The organism is Mesorhizobium sp. WSM4847 (genome assembly GCF_055811335.1).
In genome coordinates this window covers 64,198-82,015 of record NZ_JBVVPY010000021.1, presented here as the reverse complement: position 1 = coordinate 82,015, position 17,818 = coordinate 64,198, and the positions used below count along the sequence as shown (strand labels likewise).

Below are 17,818 nucleotides of genomic sequence, written 5' to 3'. Positions count from 1 at the left end.
CAAAACTCAGCCTGGCATGAGCGGAGCTCAGCCTGGCATGAGCGGAGCTCAGCCTGGCATGGGCATGGAGCGCGCCGACATCGCCTTCGAGGTCAACGGCGCCGCCGTCTCTGTCTGCGTGCCGCCGGTTCGCCGTCTCTCTTCGGTGCTGCGTGACGAATTGCGCCTGACCGGCACCAAGGTCGGCTGCGACGCCGGCGACTGCGGCGCCTGCACGGTGCTTGTCGACGGCGAACCTGTCTGCGCCTGCCTGATGTCTGCGGCTTCTGCCGCCGGCACCGTGGTGACCACGGTCGAGGGTCTCGCCAACGGCAGATTGTCGGCGCTGCAGGCCTCGTTCCTCGACCATGGCGCGGCGCAATGCGGCATCTGCACACCCGGCCTGCTCATCGCGGCGACAGCGCTTCTGGACAGCAACCCCAATCCAACCGAGGCCGAAACCCAGGATGCGCTGGGCGGCGTCCTCTGCCGCTGCACCGGCTATCGCAAGATTGTCGCGGCGGTGATGGATGCTGGACGGTTCGCGAGCGAATTTTCGACCGACGGCGCTGCCCCTCATCCGCCTGCCGGCACCTTCTCCCCGTATAGTGACGGGGAGAAGGGACAAGTTTCTGCGCTGGCGACCCCTTCTCTCGATCTTGACCGCAGAATGCCAATCTCAGGCCACGCTGTCGGCTCCTCTCCAATCCGCCTCGACGGCCTGCCGAAAGTCACCGGCGGCGAAAAATTCGGCGGCGATTCCTTCCCGGCCGATGCGCTGGCGGTGCTGGTGGTCCGCTCGCCGCATCATCACGCCCGCTTCGCCTTCGGCGATCTCGACGCCTGGGTGAAAGTCCATCCCGGCATCGTTGGCGTCTTCACCGCTGCCGACATCCCGGGAAAGAACTGCTTCGGCGTCATTGCGCCTTTTGCCGACCAGCCGGCGCTGGCCGAAGATTTTTCGCGCTTTCGCGGCGAGGCGGTGGCGCTGGTTGCCGGCGAGCGCGAGGCCATCCTCGATCTCGACCTTGCAGATTTTCCTGTTCGTTGGACCGAGTTGCCGCCTGTCATGCAGCCATGCGAGGCGCAAGCCGGCGGCGTGCGGCTGATCCACGAGAACCGGCCGGCAAACCTGCTCACATCAGGCTTTGTCGAGCGCGGTGACACGGACGGCGCCCTTGCCGGCGCTGCGTTCACTGTTTCCGGCGCCATCGACACGTCCTATGTCGAACACGCCTATATCGAGCCGGAGGCCGGCTATGCCTATGTGGACGGCGACACGCTGGTCGTCGTCGCCTGCACGCAGGCGCCCTATATGGACCGCGACGACGTCGCAAAAGTGCTTGGCCTTGCCGTCGACAAGGTGCGGATCGTGCCGACCGCCACCGGCGGCGGCTTCGGCTCCAAGCTTGACGTTTCGTTGCAGCCGCTGATCGGTCTGGTCGCCATGAAAACCGGGCGGCCGGCAGCACTTGCCTACACCCGCAATGAATCGATGATCTCGACCACCAAGCGTCATCCCGCCGAGATGAAGGCGACGATCGGTGCCGATGCCGATGGTCGCGTCACCGGCATGGTCTTCGCAGGCGATTTCAACACCGGCGCCTATGCGAGCTGGGGACCGACCGTCGCCAACCGCGTACCGGTGCATGCCTCCGGTCCCTATGCGACGCCGAATTATCGGGCCGAGGGCCGCGCCATCCATACGAATGGCCCGATCTCCGGCGCCTTCCGCGGTTTCGGCGTGCCGCAGGCGACGATCATGCAGGAGACGCTCTATGACGAGCTTGCCGCAAAGCTTCGGCTGGACCGGCTCGATTTTCGCCTCAAAAACTGCCTTCGTAACGGATCCGAAACGGTCACCGGCCAGAGGCTGGAATCCGGCGTCGGCATCGCCGAGTGCCTCGAAGCGCTGCGTCCGCATTGGATGCGTGCGCTTGTCGATGCCGATGCGTTCAACAGTGCCAATGACAGCACGAAACGCGGCGTCGGTGTCGCCTCCTGCTGGTACGGCTGCGGCAACACCTCGCTGCCCAATCCGTCGACCATCAGGGTCGGCATCTCGGCTGAAGGCGATGTCGTCCTGCATCAGGGCGCCGTCGATATCGGGCAAGGTTCGAACACGGTCATTGCGCAGATCTGCGCCGACGCGGTCGGCCTGCCGCTCGAAAAATTCCGCTTGAAAAGCGCCGACACGGCGATCACGCCGGACGCCGGCAAGACGTCCGCCTCGCGTCAGACCTTCGTGACCGGCAAGGCCGCCGAAAAGGCCGGCCGTGCATTGCGCGAGACGATGCTGCGCTTCGCCAATGTGTCGGAGAGAGCGGCGATCGCTCTGGATGGCGCAAGCCTGGTCATCCGCGAGGGCGAAGCGACACGGCATATCGATTTGTCCACGCTGAAGGCCGACGCCGATGGCTTGGTCTTTCGCGCCGAGGAAAGCTATGACCCGCCGACCCTGCCGCTCGACGCCAAGGGCCAAGGCAAGCCTTATGCCGTCTATGGCTACGGCGCGCAGATCGCCGAACTGGAGGTCGACCTCAAGCTCGGCACGGTCAAGCTGATCAAGATCACCGCCGCGCATGATGTCGGCAAGGCGATCAATCCGCTGCTCGCCGAAGGCCAGATCGAGGGCGGCATCGCGCAAGGCATCGGCATGGCGCTGATGGAGGAATACATCCCCGGCCGCACCGAGAATCTGCACGACTACCTGATCCCGACGATCGGCGACGTGCCGCCGATCGAGACCATCCTGATCGAAGTTCCGGATCCGGAAGGACCCTTTGGCGCCAAGGGCCTGGGCGAGCATGTGCTGATCCCGACGGCACCGGCGATCCTCAATGCCATCCGCCATGCCACCGGCGTCCTGGTCAGTAGAATTCCGGCGACGCCGAGCCGCATCCGCGCCGCGATACGCGACAAGGAGGCACGCCGATGAGCGAGCTTGCCGAACGCTTCGAGACGCATGATCCCGGCGAGAAGCAGGTGGCGGAAAAGATCCGCTGCGATGCCTGCCCGGTCATGTGCTACATAGCAGACGGCCGCACCGGCGCCTGCGACCGCTACGGCAATGTCGGCGGCAGGATCGTGCGGATGGATCCGCTGACCATCCTCGACCACGCGACCGAGACCGGCGGCGCGGTCGTGCAGTTTGTCGCCGAGGGCGAAGAATGGGACGGCGAACTGGTCAACACCGGCCGCCGCTTCGTCACCGCGATCGGCGCCGGCACCACCTATCCCGACTACAAGCCGGCGCCTTTCATCGTCAGCCAGGAGGTCGAAGGCGTCGATCTCGTCACCGTTGTCACCGAGGGCATCTTCTCCTACTGCGGCGTCAAGGTGAAGATCGACACCGACCGTCATATCGGCCCCGAAACGGCGACGATCCGTGCTGAAGGCGAGGCGATCGGCCATGTCACCACAGGCGAATACGGCTCGCAGATGCTGTCGCTGGGCGGCGTGCATCATCTGACCGGCGGCTCGAAAGCCGAAGGTCGTGCCACCTGCGATGCGCTGCTTAATCTTTGCAACCGCAAGCCGGTCGAGCTCGCCATCGACGGCGGTGCCACGGTCGTCGTCGAAGCCGGCAAGCCGCCGGTCATCGACGGCAAGCTCGAGCAGCGGATGCGCGTCGGCTGCGGCTCGGCCACCATCGGCATGTTCGCCACCCAGTGGCGCGGCCTGGTCGACGAGGTGGTGGTGGTCGACGACCACATCACCGGCGTCGTCTCCGAGCATCAGGCAGGCAAGGTGCTCGGCTGGCAGGACACCGGGATAAAAATCATCGGCCGCCGTTCGACGCCGGGCCGCTATTTCAAGGTGTCGGAGCCCGGTCTCGGCTGGGGCGGCACCAGCATTTCCGACCCGCTGTCGATTCTCGGCGAATGGAATGCGAAGAAGGGCGCGCGACCCGGCCTGTCGCTGCTGATGGTCTCGACCACCGGCGAGCAGTTCGCGTATTACGAGCTCGACGACGAATTGAAGCCGGTGCAGAAACCATTCCCCGAGCGGCTGCAGAAATCCGTCGGCCTGATCGAGGAGAATTGCGAGCCGGCGCTGTGCACCGTGCTGTTCGTCGGTGGTGCCGGCGGCTCGCTGCGCGCCGGCGTCACCGAGAACCCGGTCAATCTGACCCGCTCGGTGCAGGGCCTGACGACTTATGTGACGGTCGGCGGCGCGCCGGTCTATGTCTGGCCGGGCGGCGGCATCACGCTGATGGTCGATGTAACCCGCGTGCCGGAAGGCGCCTTCGGCTATGTACCGACGCCGGCGCTGGTGGCGCCGATCGAGTTCACCCTGCGTCGCGACGATTATATCAGGCTCGGAGGCTACGAAGCCGAGATCCGCAGCGTTGACGACATTCTCGCCAAAGGCGGCGAGTATCTCAACCCGCGCCGCGGCACGGCTGCGCCGGCCAGCAACCCATGGCCGCCGCTGGCGCAGCTGCGGCGCGCAACGGCAGACGGGGCCAAGTGATGAACGGCCCGCAGGCGCATTGGCTTGAGGACGGCAGCCGGCTGCATCTCAATCATGGCCCGATCGACCTGATCGTCGAGGCATTTGGCGAAGCGGACGAACGCCGCGCCGCCTATGGCCAGGCGGTGGCGCGGGTTCAAACAATCCTGCAGGAGCTCGTCGACGAACTGCCAGAACTGCGCCGCCCGGCCTCGTCGCGACCACGTGCTTTCGCTGGCCCGACGGCGAGACGTATGGAAGCAGCTGTTGTTCCGCTGGCGAAACAATTCATCACGCCGATGGCTGCGGTCGCCGGTTCGGTAGCCGACGAAATGCTTGGCGCGCTGCTGGCCGGGCGCCGGCTCGATCGCGCTTATGTCAACAATGGTGGCGACAGCGCGATTCATCTCGGCAATGACCGTTCCATGACGCTTGCCATTGCCGGGACAGGTCATGGACTGGCAGATCGGATCACGATCCGCGCCGAAGACGGGATCCGCGGCATCGCGACAAGCGGCTGGCGCGGCCGTTCCTTTTCGCTCGGCATCGCCGACGCTGTTGCCGTACTGGCGCGGACCGGTGCTGAAGCCGATGCCGCCGCCACCCTGATCGCCAACGCAGTCGACCTGCCCGGTCATCGCGCCATCGAGCGCATGCCGGCGCGCGATCTGGCGCCCGACAGCGACCTTGGCGATCGCCTGGTCACCCAGGCCGTCGGCGCGCTTTCATCAGGCGAAATAGCCGCCGCGCTGGACCGAGGGCTCGCCGTCGCCGAAGATTTTCGGCGACATGGCCTGCTTGCCGCTTCAGCGCTGTTCCTTGCCGGTCAGGCACGGATCGCCGGCCCCATAGCGCTCGTTGCGCCCAACGAGAAATCAAGGAAGGAAATTGCCCATGCCTGAGTTTGCGATCCGCAAGGTTGCGGTGCTGACCGAGGAGATATTTCATGAGGGCGGGCCGGTGGCGAAGGTGCCGCGCCGCCGCGCCGCCGCCATGGCGGTGGTGAACAACCCATTCGCCGGCCGTTACGTGGAAGACTTGCAGAGCGCCATGGACGGTCTGAAGCCGCTCGGGCTGCTGCTCTCCGACAAGCTCATCGCCGCATTGGGCGGCGACGTGAAACAGATCGACGGCTACGGCAAGGGCGCCATCGTCGGTATCGCTGGCGAACTGGAGCATGGCGCGCTGTGGCATGTGCCTGGCGGCTATGCCATGCGCGAGCGGCTCGGCGACGCCAAGGCGATCGTGCCATCGGCAAAGAAGGTCGGCGCCTTCGGCTCGCGGCTCGACGTGCCGCTAGGTCATATCAACGCCGCCTATGTGCGCAGTCATTTCGATGCCATGGAGGTCGGCATCAGCGACGGGCCTCGTCCCGACGAGATCCTGTTCTGCCTCGCCATGACCTGCGGCCCGCGCGTGCACGACCGCATGGGCGGCCTCGCGGCAAAGGACATCAAGGCATGGGACGGACTGCGGTGAGCGCCGAAGACATCAAGCTCAAGCTCGTCGAGGCCGAGGAGCCCGACGAGAACGATTACCGCCTGCAGGAGCAGGTCGGCTTCACCCTGCGCAAGGCGCACCAGCGCCATGTCTCGATCTTCGCCGCGCACATTGCCGACCTGACGCCGCCGCAATTCGCCGCCCTGGCCAAATTGCACGATGTCGGCGAGACTTCGCAGAACCAGCTTGGCAGCCTGATCGCCATGGACGCGGCGACGGTGAAAGGCGTCATCGACCGGCTCAAGGCGCGCGGCCTGGTCGAGCTTTCCAAGCATGAGGTCGACAAAAGGCGCCTGCTGGTCAATCTGACCGCTGAAGGCCGCAATGCCGTCGAGCGGCTGATCCCGATCGCCCGCGAGATCACCGAGGAAACGCTGGCGCCGCTTTCAGCCAAGGAGGCGGCGATTTTCATGAGGCTTTTGGCCAAGCTGGCGTGAGCGCGGCCTTGGTCAGCCTAGGCCGTAAGAGTCCGCATTTTCGGATACCTGGCCGAGTCAGCTTGTTCGGTCTGCGCTGCCCCTCATTGCCCTGCCGGGCATTTCTCCCCGTATAGTGACGGGGAGAAAGAAGCCGCCACCGATGGTTTCGCCAATCGCCAGCGTTGAAAAAAGGGTGCAGCGTTTCGGGGGGCAGCGCCATGCCGCGTCCCTCAAGCGCCCTCACCGGCGACACGCCTCAGAGCCCGTGCTCCTTCAGGATCTGGGCGGCATTTTCCTTGGTGATCTTCTGCGTCGGCAGCGTGATGGTCTTTTCGACCTTCTCGCCGTTCAGGAACTTGATCGCCTGCCGCAGCCCTTCGGCACCCGGCGTCACATAGGTGAACGTTGCCGTCAGCTCGCCATTGGCAACAAGCTGCACGCCTTCATTGGGCAGGCCGTCGATGCCGATGAACTTGATGTCCTTCTCGCGGCCGACATCCTTGGCGGCAAGATAGGCGCCGTAGGCCATCGGGTCGTTATGACCATAGACGAGGTCGATCTTCTCGTTGTTGCGCAGCGCCGTGGCCATGATGTTGTAGGCCTGGTCCTGTTTCCAGTCGCCCGACTGCTGGTCGAGCAAATATTTTATGCCCGGTTCCTTGTCGGTGAATTCATGGAAGCCGTCATGGCGGTCATGTGCCGGCTGGGTGCCCATGCCGCCCCAGATCTCGACGACATTGCCTGATGCCTTGCCCTTGCCGCCGAGCAATTCGACGGCGTATTCACCGGCAGCCCGGCCGATCAGCTTGTTGTCGCCGCCGACGAACTGCGTGTAGTCCTTGGTTTCGACATTGCGGTCGAGCACGAAGACCGGGATCTTGGCGTCGATCGCCTGCTGCACGACGCCGGTCAACCCGGCGGATTCCTTCGGTGACACCAGCAGCGCATCGACTTCCTGGCGGATCAGGTTCTCGACATCGGCGACCTGCTTTTCCGTCTTGTCCTCGCCGTCGGTGACGATCAGCTCGACTTCCGGATGCTTGGCGGCCTCGGCCAGGATGTCCTTGTTGAACTGGGCGCGCCACGGCTCGATGGTCGTCACCTGCGAGAAGCCGATCTTCCACTTCTTGTCCTGCGCGTAGGCGTTGCCGCTGGCCAAAAGCGCGGTCGTGGTCAGCAGTGCCGCGGTGACAGCGGCAAGCTTCAACAATTCACGTCGTTTCATTTCTTGTTTCCTCCAAGATTTAGAGACGGGGTCTCTTTTGACGGCCGCTTTGCTGCGGTCGTTTCCTTTTGCGCCGTTTTTCCAAAGGGCAGGCGCAGATAGTAGAGAAGATCACCGGCATTGCGTTCCTGGACGAGCACGGTGCCGATGATGATCATCCCCTTCAGCACGAGCTGAAGGTTCGAATTGATGTTGTGCAATTGCAGGATGTTCGAGAGCAGTCCGAAGATCAGCACGCCGCAGAATGTGCCGATGAGGCTGCCGCGTCCGCCCATCAGGCTGGTGCCGCCGATGACCACGGCGGCGATGGCATCGAGCTCCAGCCCGGCGCCGGCATCCGGCTTGCCTTGCCTGTATTGAGCGACATAGAGCACCGCCGCCACGCCGGCCAGCAGCCCGGACACCGCGTAGGTGGCGATCTTGACGCGGCCGGCGGCGATGCCGGACAGCCGCGCCGCCTCTTCATTGCCGCCGATGGCGTAGACATAGCGGCCGAACGGGGTGAAGCGCAGCACCGCGCCGTAGATCAGGATCGCTCCGAGGAAGAACAGGCCCGGCATCGGGATCACGCCGAACACCAGCGAGCGCAGCATTTCGAAATCGGCGGTGGCGTTCGACCCGGTGTAGACCGGCAGCACTGCATTGTTCTGGCCGGCGGTCAGCCGGGCGATGCCGAGCGCCGTCACCATCATCGCCAGCGTGACGATGAAAGGCTGCAGCCGCCCAGCAACGATGATGAAGCCGTTGAGCGCGCCGAACAGCAAGCCGACGCAAGGCGCCACCAGCAACACGCCGAGCACGCCGAATTTCGAGCCGACCTGCGGCAGCAGGAACCACAGCACCAGACTGCAGAGGATCACCCCGACAATGCCGGGCGTGACCAGCCCACGAACGCTGTCCAGCCTGACGGCGTGGGTGGCCTGCGGGCCGGCGCGCGATTTTTCGATGTTCAGGAAGATGAAGCGGGTGACCAGGATGCCGAGGCAAAGGGCGACCACGGCAACTGTCGGCACCCCCAGCACCGCCGCCGGCGTGACGCCCGGAACCGTCAGCAGCATGGCGCAGACCACGGTGCAGATCGCCATCAGCGAGCCGACGGAAAGATCGATGCCGCCGGTGATGATCACCGCCGTCATGCCGGTGGCGATCAGGCCGGTGGTCGACACCTGACGCAGCACATCGAGCAGATTGCCGTAGGACAGGAAGATGTTGTTGCCCTTGGAACTGATCGGCGAGCCCAGCACGCCGATCAGGAAGATGGCGATCAGGCCCCAATAGAGCTTCGTCCGCGACAGGATGTTCAAGATGCTCATGCTGCGGGTCTCGTCATGGTCCGGCGCGGCGCCGCGAGCCGCATGATGGCCTCCTCACTGGCTTGCGCGCGGGAAAGGATTCCCGTCTGGCGACCATCGGCCATGACCAGGATGCGATCGGAAAGAAGCAGCAGCTCCGGCAATTCCGAGCTGATGACGGCGATGGCGAGCCCGTCTCGCGCCAGCTTGAAGATCAGGTCGTAGATCTCCCGCTTGGCGCCGACATCGATGCCGCGTGTCGGCTCGTCCAGCAGCAGCACCCGCGGCCGCGTCGCCAGCCACTTGCCGATGACGACCTTCTGCTGGTTGCCGCCGGACAGGGTGCCGGCCGGCTGCTCGATGGTCCCGCAGCGAATGCCGAGCGCCTTGACCGCCTGCCGCGCCAGGCCTTGCTCGGCGGCCCGCGAGCGAAGCCCGAACCGGGCCAGCGTGCCGACCAGCGGCAGCGCGACATTGTCGGTGATCGAGGCCTGAAGATGCAGGCCCTGCGTCTTGCGGTCCTCGGTCACCAAGGCGATGCCGAGCCGGCGGGCGTCGCGCGGCGAACGGATTTCCACCGGCTCGCCGTCGAGCCGGATTTCGCCGCCGGCGCGGCCGCCGCTGGAGCCGAAGATGGTCTCCAGGATTTCGGTGCGTCCCGAGCCGAGCAGTCCGCCTATCCCCAGAATTTCGCCTTCGGCAAGATCGAAGGCGACGCCGTCGAGCGCGGTGCGCCAGCCGTGGCGGTCTGGTTTCGACAGCGATAGGCCGCCTACGGAGAGAACGACCTTGCCGCTGGGACCACGCTCTTCCTGGGAAGAGGCAAGCAGGTTGCGCCCGACCATCGCCGATATGATGGTATCTTCGTCGAGCTTTGCCATCGCCTCGGTCAGCACGCGGCGTCCATCGCGAAACACGGTGACCCGGCTGGCCAGATGCATGACCTCGTCGATGCGGTGCGAGATGTAGATGATCGCCACGCCGTTGTCGGCGAGCTGGCGGATGATCCGGAACAGCCTCTGGCATTCGGCCGGCGAAAGCGCGGAGGTCGGCTCGTCCATGATCAGGATGCCCGCCGACATCGACAATGCCTTGGCGATCTCGACCAGCTGCTGCTCGCCGACACGTAGGCTGCCGACCCGCGCTTCCGGGTTGAGCTCGATGCCGAGCCTCTGCAGCAGGGCGCCTGCGGCATGGCTGCTTGCCTTGCGGTCGACGATAAGTCCGGCGATCAGCTTCTCGCGCCCGAGGAAGATATTATCGGCAACGCTGAGCTCGGGAACGAGATTGAGCTCCTGGTGGATGATGGCGATGCCGGCATGCTCGGCGTCGCGCACCCCGGCGAAACGGACCAGATGGGCATCGACGTTCACCGTTCCGTCGTAATCCGTATAGATGCCGGAGAGGATTTTCATCAGCGTCGACTTGCCGGCGCCGTTTTCCCCCATCAGCGCATGGATCTCGCCGCGCCGCAGCTCGAAGCCGACATCGACAAGTGCGGCGATGCCACCGAAGGTCTTGGAGATGTGCTCGGCGCTCAGAACGACAGCCGAGCGGCCGGCGGCCGCATCATCTCCGGACGTGATGGAATTGCCATGCTCCATGACAAGAACGGCCTCCCTTCCGTTGTCGTCGAACATCTCAAACGCTAATCTAAACGTTTCGAACATGTCAAGTCGCTATCTAATGAGGCGGGATTGATGCATTTCAATTCTTGCACAAATCCGCAGGATTCCTTAGGTATTGCAGCCAGAGGGCGATGAAACGTTTCGAAAATGATGGCGTCAGGACGAAAAAAGCAGCGAAAGTCCACGGCCCCCACCATGCTGCACGTGGCTGAAGTGGCGCGTGTTTCGGTCGCCACCGTCTCGGCGCTGATCAACGGCACCGCGACCGTCAGTCCCGAGCTCAGCCAGCGCATCGAACAGGCGATCCGCGACATCGGCTACAAGCGCAACGCGATCGCCCGCAGCCTGAAGATGGGCACGACCCGCACCATCGGGCTGACCGTTCCCCACATCACCAATCCGTTCTTCACCGATGTCGTTTCGGTCATCCAGCAGGCATTCGACCGCGCCGGCTATGCGGTCATGCTGTGCTGCACGGACGAGGACCTGAACACGCAGGACGACCAGATCAGGCTGCTGCTCGACCGAATGGTCGACGGACTGATTGTTGCGCGCGTCGGCGACGGCGCGATCCTGAAGAGAATTGTCGACGACGCCAACGTGCCGGTGGTGCTGCTCGACCGCGTTTGCGAAGGCGTCGATACCGACGCGGTCGTTCTCGACAACCAGCGCGCGGTGTTCGACGCCATCACCTATCTGATCGATCTCGGCCACCGGCGGATCGGCTACATCTCCGGCTCGTTCGACATCTCGCCCATGCATGATCGCATGACGGGATATCGCGAGGCGCTCCAGGCTGCCGGCCTGCCGGTCGAGAGCGAGCTTGTCCGCTTCGGCAATTTCCATGAAGTCGACGGCTACAACGCGACAATGCAGCTGCTTTCGCTGCACGACCGCCCGAGCGCGATCTTCTCGGCCAACAACCCGATGGTGATCGGCACCATGAAGGCGATCCGCGATATCGGGCTGTCCTGCCCCGAGGACATTTCGGTCGCCTGCTTCGACGATTTTCCGTGGTCGGACGTGTTCCAGCCGCAACTGACCACGGTCGCACAACCGGTCAAGGCGATCGGTGAGCAGGCGGCCAATCTGCTGCTCGACCGGCTCGCCGGAAACAGGGACGCGCCGCCGCGCAAGCTGACGCTCAAGGGACGCCTGATGATCCGCAATTCATGCCGGCCCCTTGGCGCGCCGCTGGGGGCGATCGCACAAAGCGTCAGCGCCTAACGCGCCTTCGCAGCCTCGCAAAAAAGTCAGGCAGCTTCCGACAGCGATTTGTGGACGTCGGCCAGGATCTCGAAGGATCGCACCCGCGCTGCGTGGTCGAAAATCTGCGCGGTGACCATCAGCTCGTCGGCGCCGGTGCGCTGCACGAACGCCTCGATGCCTTGCCTGACCGTTTCCGGGGCGCCGACGACGGCGCAGGACAGCGCTTGGCCGAGCATGGTTTTGGCCATCGGGTCGAGGTCGCGCTCATATCCGTCGACCGGCGGCGGCAAGCGGCCGGGCCGGCCTGTGCGCAGATTGACGAAGGCCTGCTGCAGCGAGGTGAACAACAGCCGCGCTTCGGCGTCGGAGGGTGCAGCGAACACGTTGAGGCCGAGCATGACATAGGGCTTGTCGAGCTGTTTCGACGCCTGGAAGCGCGAGCGATAGATCTCCAGTGCGTGGTCGAGTTCGGCCGGCGCGAAATGCGAGGCGAAGGCGTAGGGCAGGCCGAGCATGGCTGCGAGCTGCGCACCATAGAGGCTCGAGCCCAGAATCCAGATCGGCACCTGCTCGCCCTCGCCGGGCACGGCGCGGATACGCTGACCGTCTTCGGCCGGCTGGAAATAGCCCATCAGTTCGATGACATCCTGCGGGAAACTGTCGGCGCCGGCGTCGAGGTTGCGGCGCAGCGCACGCGCCGTGCCCATGTCGGTGCCCGGCGCCCGGCCGAGGCCGAGGTCGATGCGGCCTGGATGCAACGCGTTAAGTGTGCCGAACTGCTCGGCAATGACCAGCGGCGAATGGTTGGGCAGCATGATGCCGCCGGCTCCGACGCGTATCGTTGTGGTGCCGCCGGCGACATGGGCAATGACGACGGAGGTGGCGGCGCTGGCGATGCCCGGCATATTGTGATGCTCGGCCAGCCAATAGCGCCTGTACCCCAGCCGCTCGGCATGGCGGGCGAGATCGAGCGAATTGGTGAGCGATTGCGAAGCGTTGCTGCCTTCGACGATCGGCGACAGGTCGAGAACCGAAAGTGCGGTCATGGGCGGGGATCCTGTGGACGGGAGGGATGTAGGAACCTACCGCGACGGCCGCAAATTCAAAAAATTGAACTGACGCCCATGAGTCCACTCAAGCAAAAAGGGACGCTCTGGAATTTAGTATCCACGGCTGCCTGCCGCAGCTTATCCCGCTTCTCGGATCATGCGCCCGCAGCCGTGTCGGTTTCTGAAATCTCTTCGTCCTCAACCGCCGTATGTTGCGCCGCCAGGAAATTGCCGACATGGCTGAGCTCGTCGAAATGATCGCAGAACACCTTGATGACGACCAGCAGCGGCACCGCCATCAGCGCGCCGACGAAACCCCACAGCCAGGACCAGAAGGCAATGGCGATGAGGATCGCCACGGCGTTGATCTCTAGGCGCCGGCCAACCACCGTCGGCGTCACGAATTGGCCCTCGACGGTATCGCACAACAGCACGAAGGCCGGCGCCAGCAGCGCGTAGGAGATGCTGTCGAAGCTGATCAGCGCGATGATCGTGACAAGCGTGATTGTAATCAGCGCCCCGATATAGGGCAGGAAATTGAGCAGAGCCGCTGCTGCGCCCCAGACCTGCGGGTTGGGCATGCCGAGTGCCCATAGGCCGAGTCCGATGACCACGCCCAGGCATGTATTGATGATGGCGACGGTAAGCAGATAGTGCGAGATTTCACGTTCGACGTCATAGACGACGCGCAGTGCCCGCTTCTTTTCGCTGAGACTGGGGAAGGATTCGACGATCTTCTCATAGAACATCGTGCCGGACGCGAGCAGGAACAGCGACAGGACGAAGACGATGATGAGGCTGGTGCCCGCCGACAGCAAATTGCCGGCGGCTTGCGAGAGGATGCCCGATTGCGCCATGGCTACCCTCTGGACGCCCGGCCCTTGGGAGGTCTGCGTCAGTCCCTCTATCTGCCGCGAAATGTCCATGATCCTTTCGAAAGGACGCCGCAGTTGCGCGAGACGTTCGGTCAGCTGCTGGCCAATCACCGAGGTGTTGTTGATGAGGTCGATGACCGGGCCGCTGAGCAGATAGCCGGCCACGGCAAGGATGCTGACCGACAGCACCACCAGCAGTGTCGCCGATATCACATCGGGCATGCCGTGTTTGCGCAGGAAGCGGACGATCGGCGTCAGCGTCAGCGCCAGCAGGAAAGCCAGGATGACCGGCATGAAGAAGGCGCGGGCGAAGGAGAGCGCGTAGATCGCCATAAGGAAGAAGATGCCGACTAGCAGCGAACGTATCAGGTGCATGTCCGCACGCGCCTCGACGCGCGGATCGGGCCTCTCGGCAGCACCCGAAGCGGCGGGTTCGGCTTTCATTCTGGCCCTCGGCGGCACACTGCGATTGGTGTACGCTGTTGGCGGAAACGCCTTTGCGGCTTCAAGGTTCCGCTGGAGCGACGTGCGTCCACTTGGACGCTCAAAGTACGCTCTAACGCTTTGAATTTACCATCGGCCCCGAAAATCGATTCCGATTTGCGGCCGATGCGCTTAGCCGGCGCTGACGATGACCTTGGCCCTACGATCTAGCCGGCGAATCAAGCGGCCGGCGCGGCCGCAGCAGGGATCGCCTTCGCCGTCTCCTTGCGCACGATCGGTGCCACCTTGGTGCCGTAGAGTTCGATCGCCTTCATGATCTTGGCGTGCGCCATGGTGCCGATCGCCATTTGCAGCAGGAAGCGGTCGTTGCCGAATATCCTGTGCTGGGCAACGATCTTTTCGGCCACCTGTTCGGGGTTGCCGACGAACAGCGCGCCGTTCGGGCCGCGCGACTGGTCGAAATGTGCTCTCGACGTCGGACCCCAGCCGCGCTCGCGACCGATGCGGTTCATCACCTCGGCCTGCGGCCCATAAAAATCGTCGGCCGCCTGGTCGGTGGTCGCGGCAATGAAGCCGTGCACGTTGAGGCTGGTGGCCAGATCAGCCGGATCGTTGCCGGCCCGTTTGGCCGCTTCCCTGTAAATATCGAACAGCGGCGCGAACCGCGCCGGCTCGCCGCCGATGATGGCCAGCGCCAGCGGCAGGCCGAGCGCACCGGCCCGCGCGGCGGATTGCGGCGTGCCGCCGATCGCGATCCAGATCGGCAATCTGTCCTGGAACGGGCGGGGGTAGACGCCGCGATCGTTGATCGGAGCGCGCAGCCTGCCCGACCAGCTCACCTTGACATGATCGCGGACGGCAAGCAGCAGATCGAGCTTTTCGGCAAAGAGCTCGTCATAGTCCTCAAGATCGTAGCCGAACAGCGGAAAGGATTCGATGAACGAGCCGCGCCCAGCCATAATCTCGGCCCGGCCGCTGGATAGAAGGTCGAGCGTTGCAAACTGCTGGAAGACACGGACCGGATCGTCGGAGGACAGTACAGTGACCGCGCTGGTCAGCTTTATGCGCCTGGTGCGTTCGGCCGCCGCGGCCAGGGCCACGACTGGCGCTGAAGCCGCATAATCGGGACGGTGATGCTCGCCCAACCCAAACACGTCGAGGCCGACCTGGTCGGCCAGCTCGATCTCCTCGATCAGGTTGCGCAGCCGCTCATGCGCACCGATGGCGCCTGGGCCTGATTCCGGGCTGACGTCGGCGAAGGTGTAGAGACCGAGTTCCATCATCTGTCATCCTGGTGTTTTGTTCTGGTGTTTTGTTTTTCGCGCTACAGGTAGCGACCCGTCCGCCGCGCCGCCAGAGGGTCGGATGGTGAACAGTGCATGTCCGTTTCAGCCGAATTCAGCCGAAAAGGCGTCTCCCGGCTGCAACAGCTCAGAATTTCATGGCTGGCATACCGTTTTGGCGCTTGAACTCTGGGTTTTCCCGCGTATGTAAGCCTCGCAAATTGACTCCAGGGAAGTGGACTTGGCTATCTATAGGGAAAAAGACGTTTTCGAGCGGCGCAATGCCGCAAACGAGGCAAAGAAGGCGCTTCTCGAGCGCTTCAAGGCAAAGCCGGCAGCGGACGATCCAGCGGTGCTGGCACGACAGGCCGAACGCAAGGCGATCCTCGAAGCCCGTGCGATACGCGAGGCCGAAAAGGCCAGGCTGAAGCAGGAGAAGCTGGCGCGCGAAGCGGCCGAAAAGGCCGAGCGCGAAGCTGCTGCCGAAGCCGCGCGGATTGCTGCGGAAGAAGCGGCGCAGGCGGAAGCGAAGATCCGGGAAGCCGAAGAGAACGAGCGCATCGCTCGTTTGCTTGCCGACGAGGCCGAGCGCAAAGCCAAGCGCGACGCGCGCTATGCGGCGCGCAAGCAGCGCACCGGCAGGACGCCTCCGGGCTTTTCCGCTCGCTAGCGCTCCAAGCGCGATTCACCAATCAAATTTAGGGCCGCCTTGCAGCGGCCCTGAAGGCGTTTGTGCTGCTGCCTTGCAGCAAGAACTAGGTCGCGAGTTTCAATCCCATGATGCCGCAGACGATGAGTGCGATGCAGGCCAGCCTGATCGCGGTCGCAGGCTCACCGAGCAGCCAGATGCCAAGCAGCGCCGTGCCGACGGTGCCGATGCCGGTCCACACCGCGTAAGCCGTGCCGACCGGCAGCGTCTTCAGCGCCAGTCCGAGCAAGGCGAGACTGACGACCATCGAGGCAACCGTCAGGACGGTCGGAAGCGGCTTCGAAAAACCGTCAGTGTATTTGAGGCCGATCGCCCAGGCGATCTCGAACAGGCCAGCGAAGAAGAGAAGAATCCACGACATCGGAACGCTCCATTGGATTGCGGGTCGTCCCGGTCTTTTCGGAAAGCGCGAAGTCGTCTTCGCGGCATTGATTTAGAAATGCCCAATCAACAGCAGCGCCGACAGCACTTCAGGACCAATCGCTGAATGTCGATGGTCCTGGAATGCCGTCGGTCATGACTGCGCCGAAACGCCGAGGCTTACTTGTCCTTGAGTTTGGTCGCCTTGACGGGCGGCGCTTTCAGGGTCGGGGCAGCGGCAGGTTTCTTCGCGTCCTTCTTCGGCTTGCGGGCTTCCTTGCCCGCCTTCATCGCACCTTTAGCCATGATTCGTTTCCTCCAATTGTGGCAAGCGAAATGAACCAAGAGAAACGCTCGACCGCAAGAGGCATAATCTGGCGCCGGCGCCAGCCGTCGGCTGTCAACCGTTTCTAAATCGCTCGTAAACCGCGCTGGTCCGTGCGATGATCTTTTTTGCGCTGCAGCAACGGCCCGTGCCTTCGCCGGGTGGTGATCCGGCAGGACGGTCAGGACGATAATGCGAATCCATATCGGCTGCGAGATGAGCTTCGACTTTCCGCAGGAAACGCCGCTGATCGCGATGCTCAACGTTCACTATTCCCGCGCGTCCGATCTCGAGCGGCCGGATTTCCTGACTTCGAACCCACCGGTGCCGATCGAGAGCTACCGCGACAGTTTCGGCAATTGGTGCAACCGCCTTGTCGCCCCTCCCGGTCGCTTCACCTTCGGCACGGACGCGGTGATCCGCGATCCCGGAAGTTTTGAGATGGGCGATCTGCTGGCGTGGCAGCACGAGGTGCGCGACCTGCCGTCGGAGACGCTGCTGTTCCTGCTGCCGAGCCGCTATTGCGAGAGCGACGTGCTGGCGAACGAGGCGTGGCGGCTGTTCGGCCACTCACCGCTCGGTATTCCACGCGTGCAGGCGGTCTGCGATTTCGTCCACAACCACATCATCTTCAACTACGGCAACGCGCGGCCGACGCGCACGGCAGCAGAGGCCTATCGTGAGCAAAGCGGCGTTTGCCGCGACTTTGCCCATCTCGCCGTCGCCTTCTGCCGCGCCTTGAACATCCCGACGCGCTATTGCACCGGCTACATCAGCGACATCGGCCTGCCGAAGCCTTGGTCGGACATGGACTTCGCCGCCTGGATGGAGGTCTACCTCGGCGGTCGCTGGCATGCCTTCGATCCGCGCAACAATGCGCCGCGCATCGGCCGCATCCTGATCGCCTCCGGCCGCGACGCAGCCGATGTGCCGCTGACCCATATTTTCGGGCCGGGCACGCTGGCCGGTTTCAAGGTCTGGACGGAAGAAGTCATCGAACAGGCGTCGACGCAGCAGCCTTGAACCAGCGGATGGTTTGCCGCGTTGTGAATGCCTGTGTGGAGCT

Annotated in this window: 16 protein-coding genes; 8 read left to right on the top strand and 8 right to left on the bottom strand. The window is 64.0% G+C overall.

The genetic code is table 11. The features are described 5' to 3' along the window. Window positions 1-37: 37 nt before the first annotated feature. From AC0L28_RS26195 to AC0L28_RS26175, 5 genes are read left to right on the top strand one after another with little or no spacing between them, the layout of a single operon-like run. Window positions 38-2,917, top strand: a complete 2,880-nt coding sequence (locus tag AC0L28_RS26195; RefSeq protein ID WP_473481110.1) for a molybdopterin-dependent oxidoreductase — start codon at window positions 38-40, stop codon at window positions 2,915-2,917. Continuing rightward, a complete protein-coding gene (locus tag AC0L28_RS26190) occupies window positions 2,914-4,455 on the top strand; it encodes a 6-hydroxynicotinate reductase (RefSeq protein ID WP_473481108.1) in 1,542 nt (513 codons plus the stop codon). The genes AC0L28_RS26195 and AC0L28_RS26190 overlap by 4 nt, the downstream gene beginning before the upstream one ends. After that, window positions 4,455-5,336: a UPF0280 family protein gene (locus tag AC0L28_RS26185; protein ID WP_473481106.1), complete on the top strand. Its 882-nt coding sequence runs from the start codon at window positions 4,455-4,457 to the stop codon at window positions 5,334-5,336. The genes AC0L28_RS26190 and AC0L28_RS26185 overlap by 1 nt, the downstream gene beginning before the upstream one ends. Next, window positions 5,329-5,913: an amino acid synthesis family protein gene (locus AC0L28_RS26180; RefSeq protein ID WP_473481104.1), complete on the top strand. Its 585-nt coding sequence runs from the start codon at window positions 5,329-5,331 to the stop codon at window positions 5,911-5,913. The genes AC0L28_RS26185 and AC0L28_RS26180 overlap by 8 nt, the downstream gene beginning before the upstream one ends. Further along, complete coding sequence (locus AC0L28_RS26175; protein ID WP_473481164.1) at window positions 5,910-6,371, top strand: MarR family winged helix-turn-helix transcriptional regulator; 462 nt, start codon at window positions 5,910-5,912, stop codon at window positions 6,369-6,371. The genes AC0L28_RS26180 and AC0L28_RS26175 overlap by 4 nt, the downstream gene beginning before the upstream one ends. A 238-nt stretch (window positions 6,372-6,609) precedes the next feature. On the opposite strand, the gene AC0L28_RS26170 is transcribed toward AC0L28_RS26175, so the two are convergent. From AC0L28_RS26170 to AC0L28_RS26160, 3 genes are read right to left on the bottom strand one after another with little or no spacing between them, the layout of a single operon-like run. Further along, complete coding sequence (locus AC0L28_RS26170; protein WP_128175728.1) at window positions 6,610-7,578, bottom strand: substrate-binding domain-containing protein; 969 nt, start codon at window positions 7,576-7,578, stop codon at window positions 6,610-6,612. After that, the gene (locus tag AC0L28_RS26165) at window positions 7,575-8,891 is read right to left on the bottom strand and encodes an ABC transporter permease (protein WP_473481102.1); all 1,317 of its coding nucleotides are present in this window, start codon (window positions 8,889-8,891) and stop codon (window positions 7,575-7,577) included. Before AC0L28_RS26165 ends, AC0L28_RS26170 begins: the two co-directional genes overlap by 4 nt. Continuing rightward, on the bottom strand, window positions 8,888-10,474 hold the full coding sequence (locus tag AC0L28_RS26160; RefSeq protein WP_473481163.1) for a sugar ABC transporter ATP-binding protein: 1,587 nt from the start codon (window positions 10,472-10,474) through the stop codon (window positions 8,888-8,890). The genes AC0L28_RS26165 and AC0L28_RS26160 overlap by 4 nt, the downstream gene beginning before the upstream one ends. A gap of 219 nt (window positions 10,475-10,693) precedes the next feature. Between AC0L28_RS26160 and AC0L28_RS26155 the strand changes: the two genes are divergently transcribed. Continuing rightward, complete coding sequence (locus AC0L28_RS26155; RefSeq protein ID WP_023801552.1) at window positions 10,694-11,725, top strand: LacI family DNA-binding transcriptional regulator; 1,032 nt, start codon at window positions 10,694-10,696, stop codon at window positions 11,723-11,725. Window positions 11,726-11,751: 26 nt separating this feature from the next. Here AC0L28_RS26155 and AC0L28_RS26150 read toward each other — a convergent pair whose 3' ends face one another. The 3 genes from AC0L28_RS26150 to AC0L28_RS26140 all read right to left on the bottom strand — a co-directional run bounded on the left by AC0L28_RS26150 (window position 11,752) and on the right by AC0L28_RS26140 (window position 15,355). Further along, entirely contained in the window at window positions 11,752-12,753 is a 1,002-nt protein-coding gene (locus AC0L28_RS26150; protein WP_473481100.1) for an LLM class flavin-dependent oxidoreductase, read from the bottom strand. 158 nt (window positions 12,754-12,911) lie between these two features. After that, complete coding sequence (locus AC0L28_RS26145) at window positions 12,912-14,075, bottom strand: AI-2E family transporter (RefSeq protein WP_473481098.1); 1,164 nt, start codon at window positions 14,073-14,075, stop codon at window positions 12,912-12,914. A 218-nt stretch (window positions 14,076-14,293) separates the two neighbouring features. Beyond that, on the bottom strand, window positions 14,294-15,355 hold the full coding sequence (locus AC0L28_RS26140; RefSeq protein WP_473481161.1) for an LLM class flavin-dependent oxidoreductase: 1,062 nt from the start codon (window positions 15,353-15,355) through the stop codon (window positions 14,294-14,296). Between the two features lie 244 nt (window positions 15,356-15,599). Here AC0L28_RS26140 and AC0L28_RS26135 point away from each other — a divergent pair, with 244 nt between their 5' ends. Beyond that, the gene (locus AC0L28_RS26135) at window positions 15,600-16,028 is read left to right on the top strand and encodes a DUF6481 family protein (RefSeq protein WP_023801556.1); all 429 of its coding nucleotides are present in this window, start codon (window positions 15,600-15,602) and stop codon (window positions 16,026-16,028) included. An 85-nt stretch (window positions 16,029-16,113) separates the two neighbouring features. Here AC0L28_RS26135 and sugE read toward each other — a convergent pair whose 3' ends face one another. After that, the gene (gene sugE / locus AC0L28_RS26130; RefSeq protein ID WP_473481096.1) at window positions 16,114-16,428 is read right to left on the bottom strand and encodes a quaternary ammonium compound efflux SMR transporter SugE; all 315 of its coding nucleotides are present in this window, start codon (window positions 16,426-16,428) and stop codon (window positions 16,114-16,116) included. Between the two features lie 179 nt (window positions 16,429-16,607). Then, window positions 16,608-16,733, bottom strand: coding sequence for a hypothetical protein (locus AC0L28_RS26125; protein ID WP_023801558.1), 126 nt, complete (start codon window positions 16,731-16,733; stop codon window positions 16,608-16,610). Window positions 16,734-16,944: 211 nt separating this feature from the next. On the opposite strand from AC0L28_RS26125, the gene AC0L28_RS26120 reads away from it, so the two are divergent. After that, entirely contained in the window at window positions 16,945-17,775 is an 831-nt protein-coding gene (locus tag AC0L28_RS26120; RefSeq protein ID WP_287298832.1) for a transglutaminase-like domain-containing protein, read from the top strand. The last annotated feature ends 43 nt before the right edge of the window (window positions 17,776-17,818 follow it).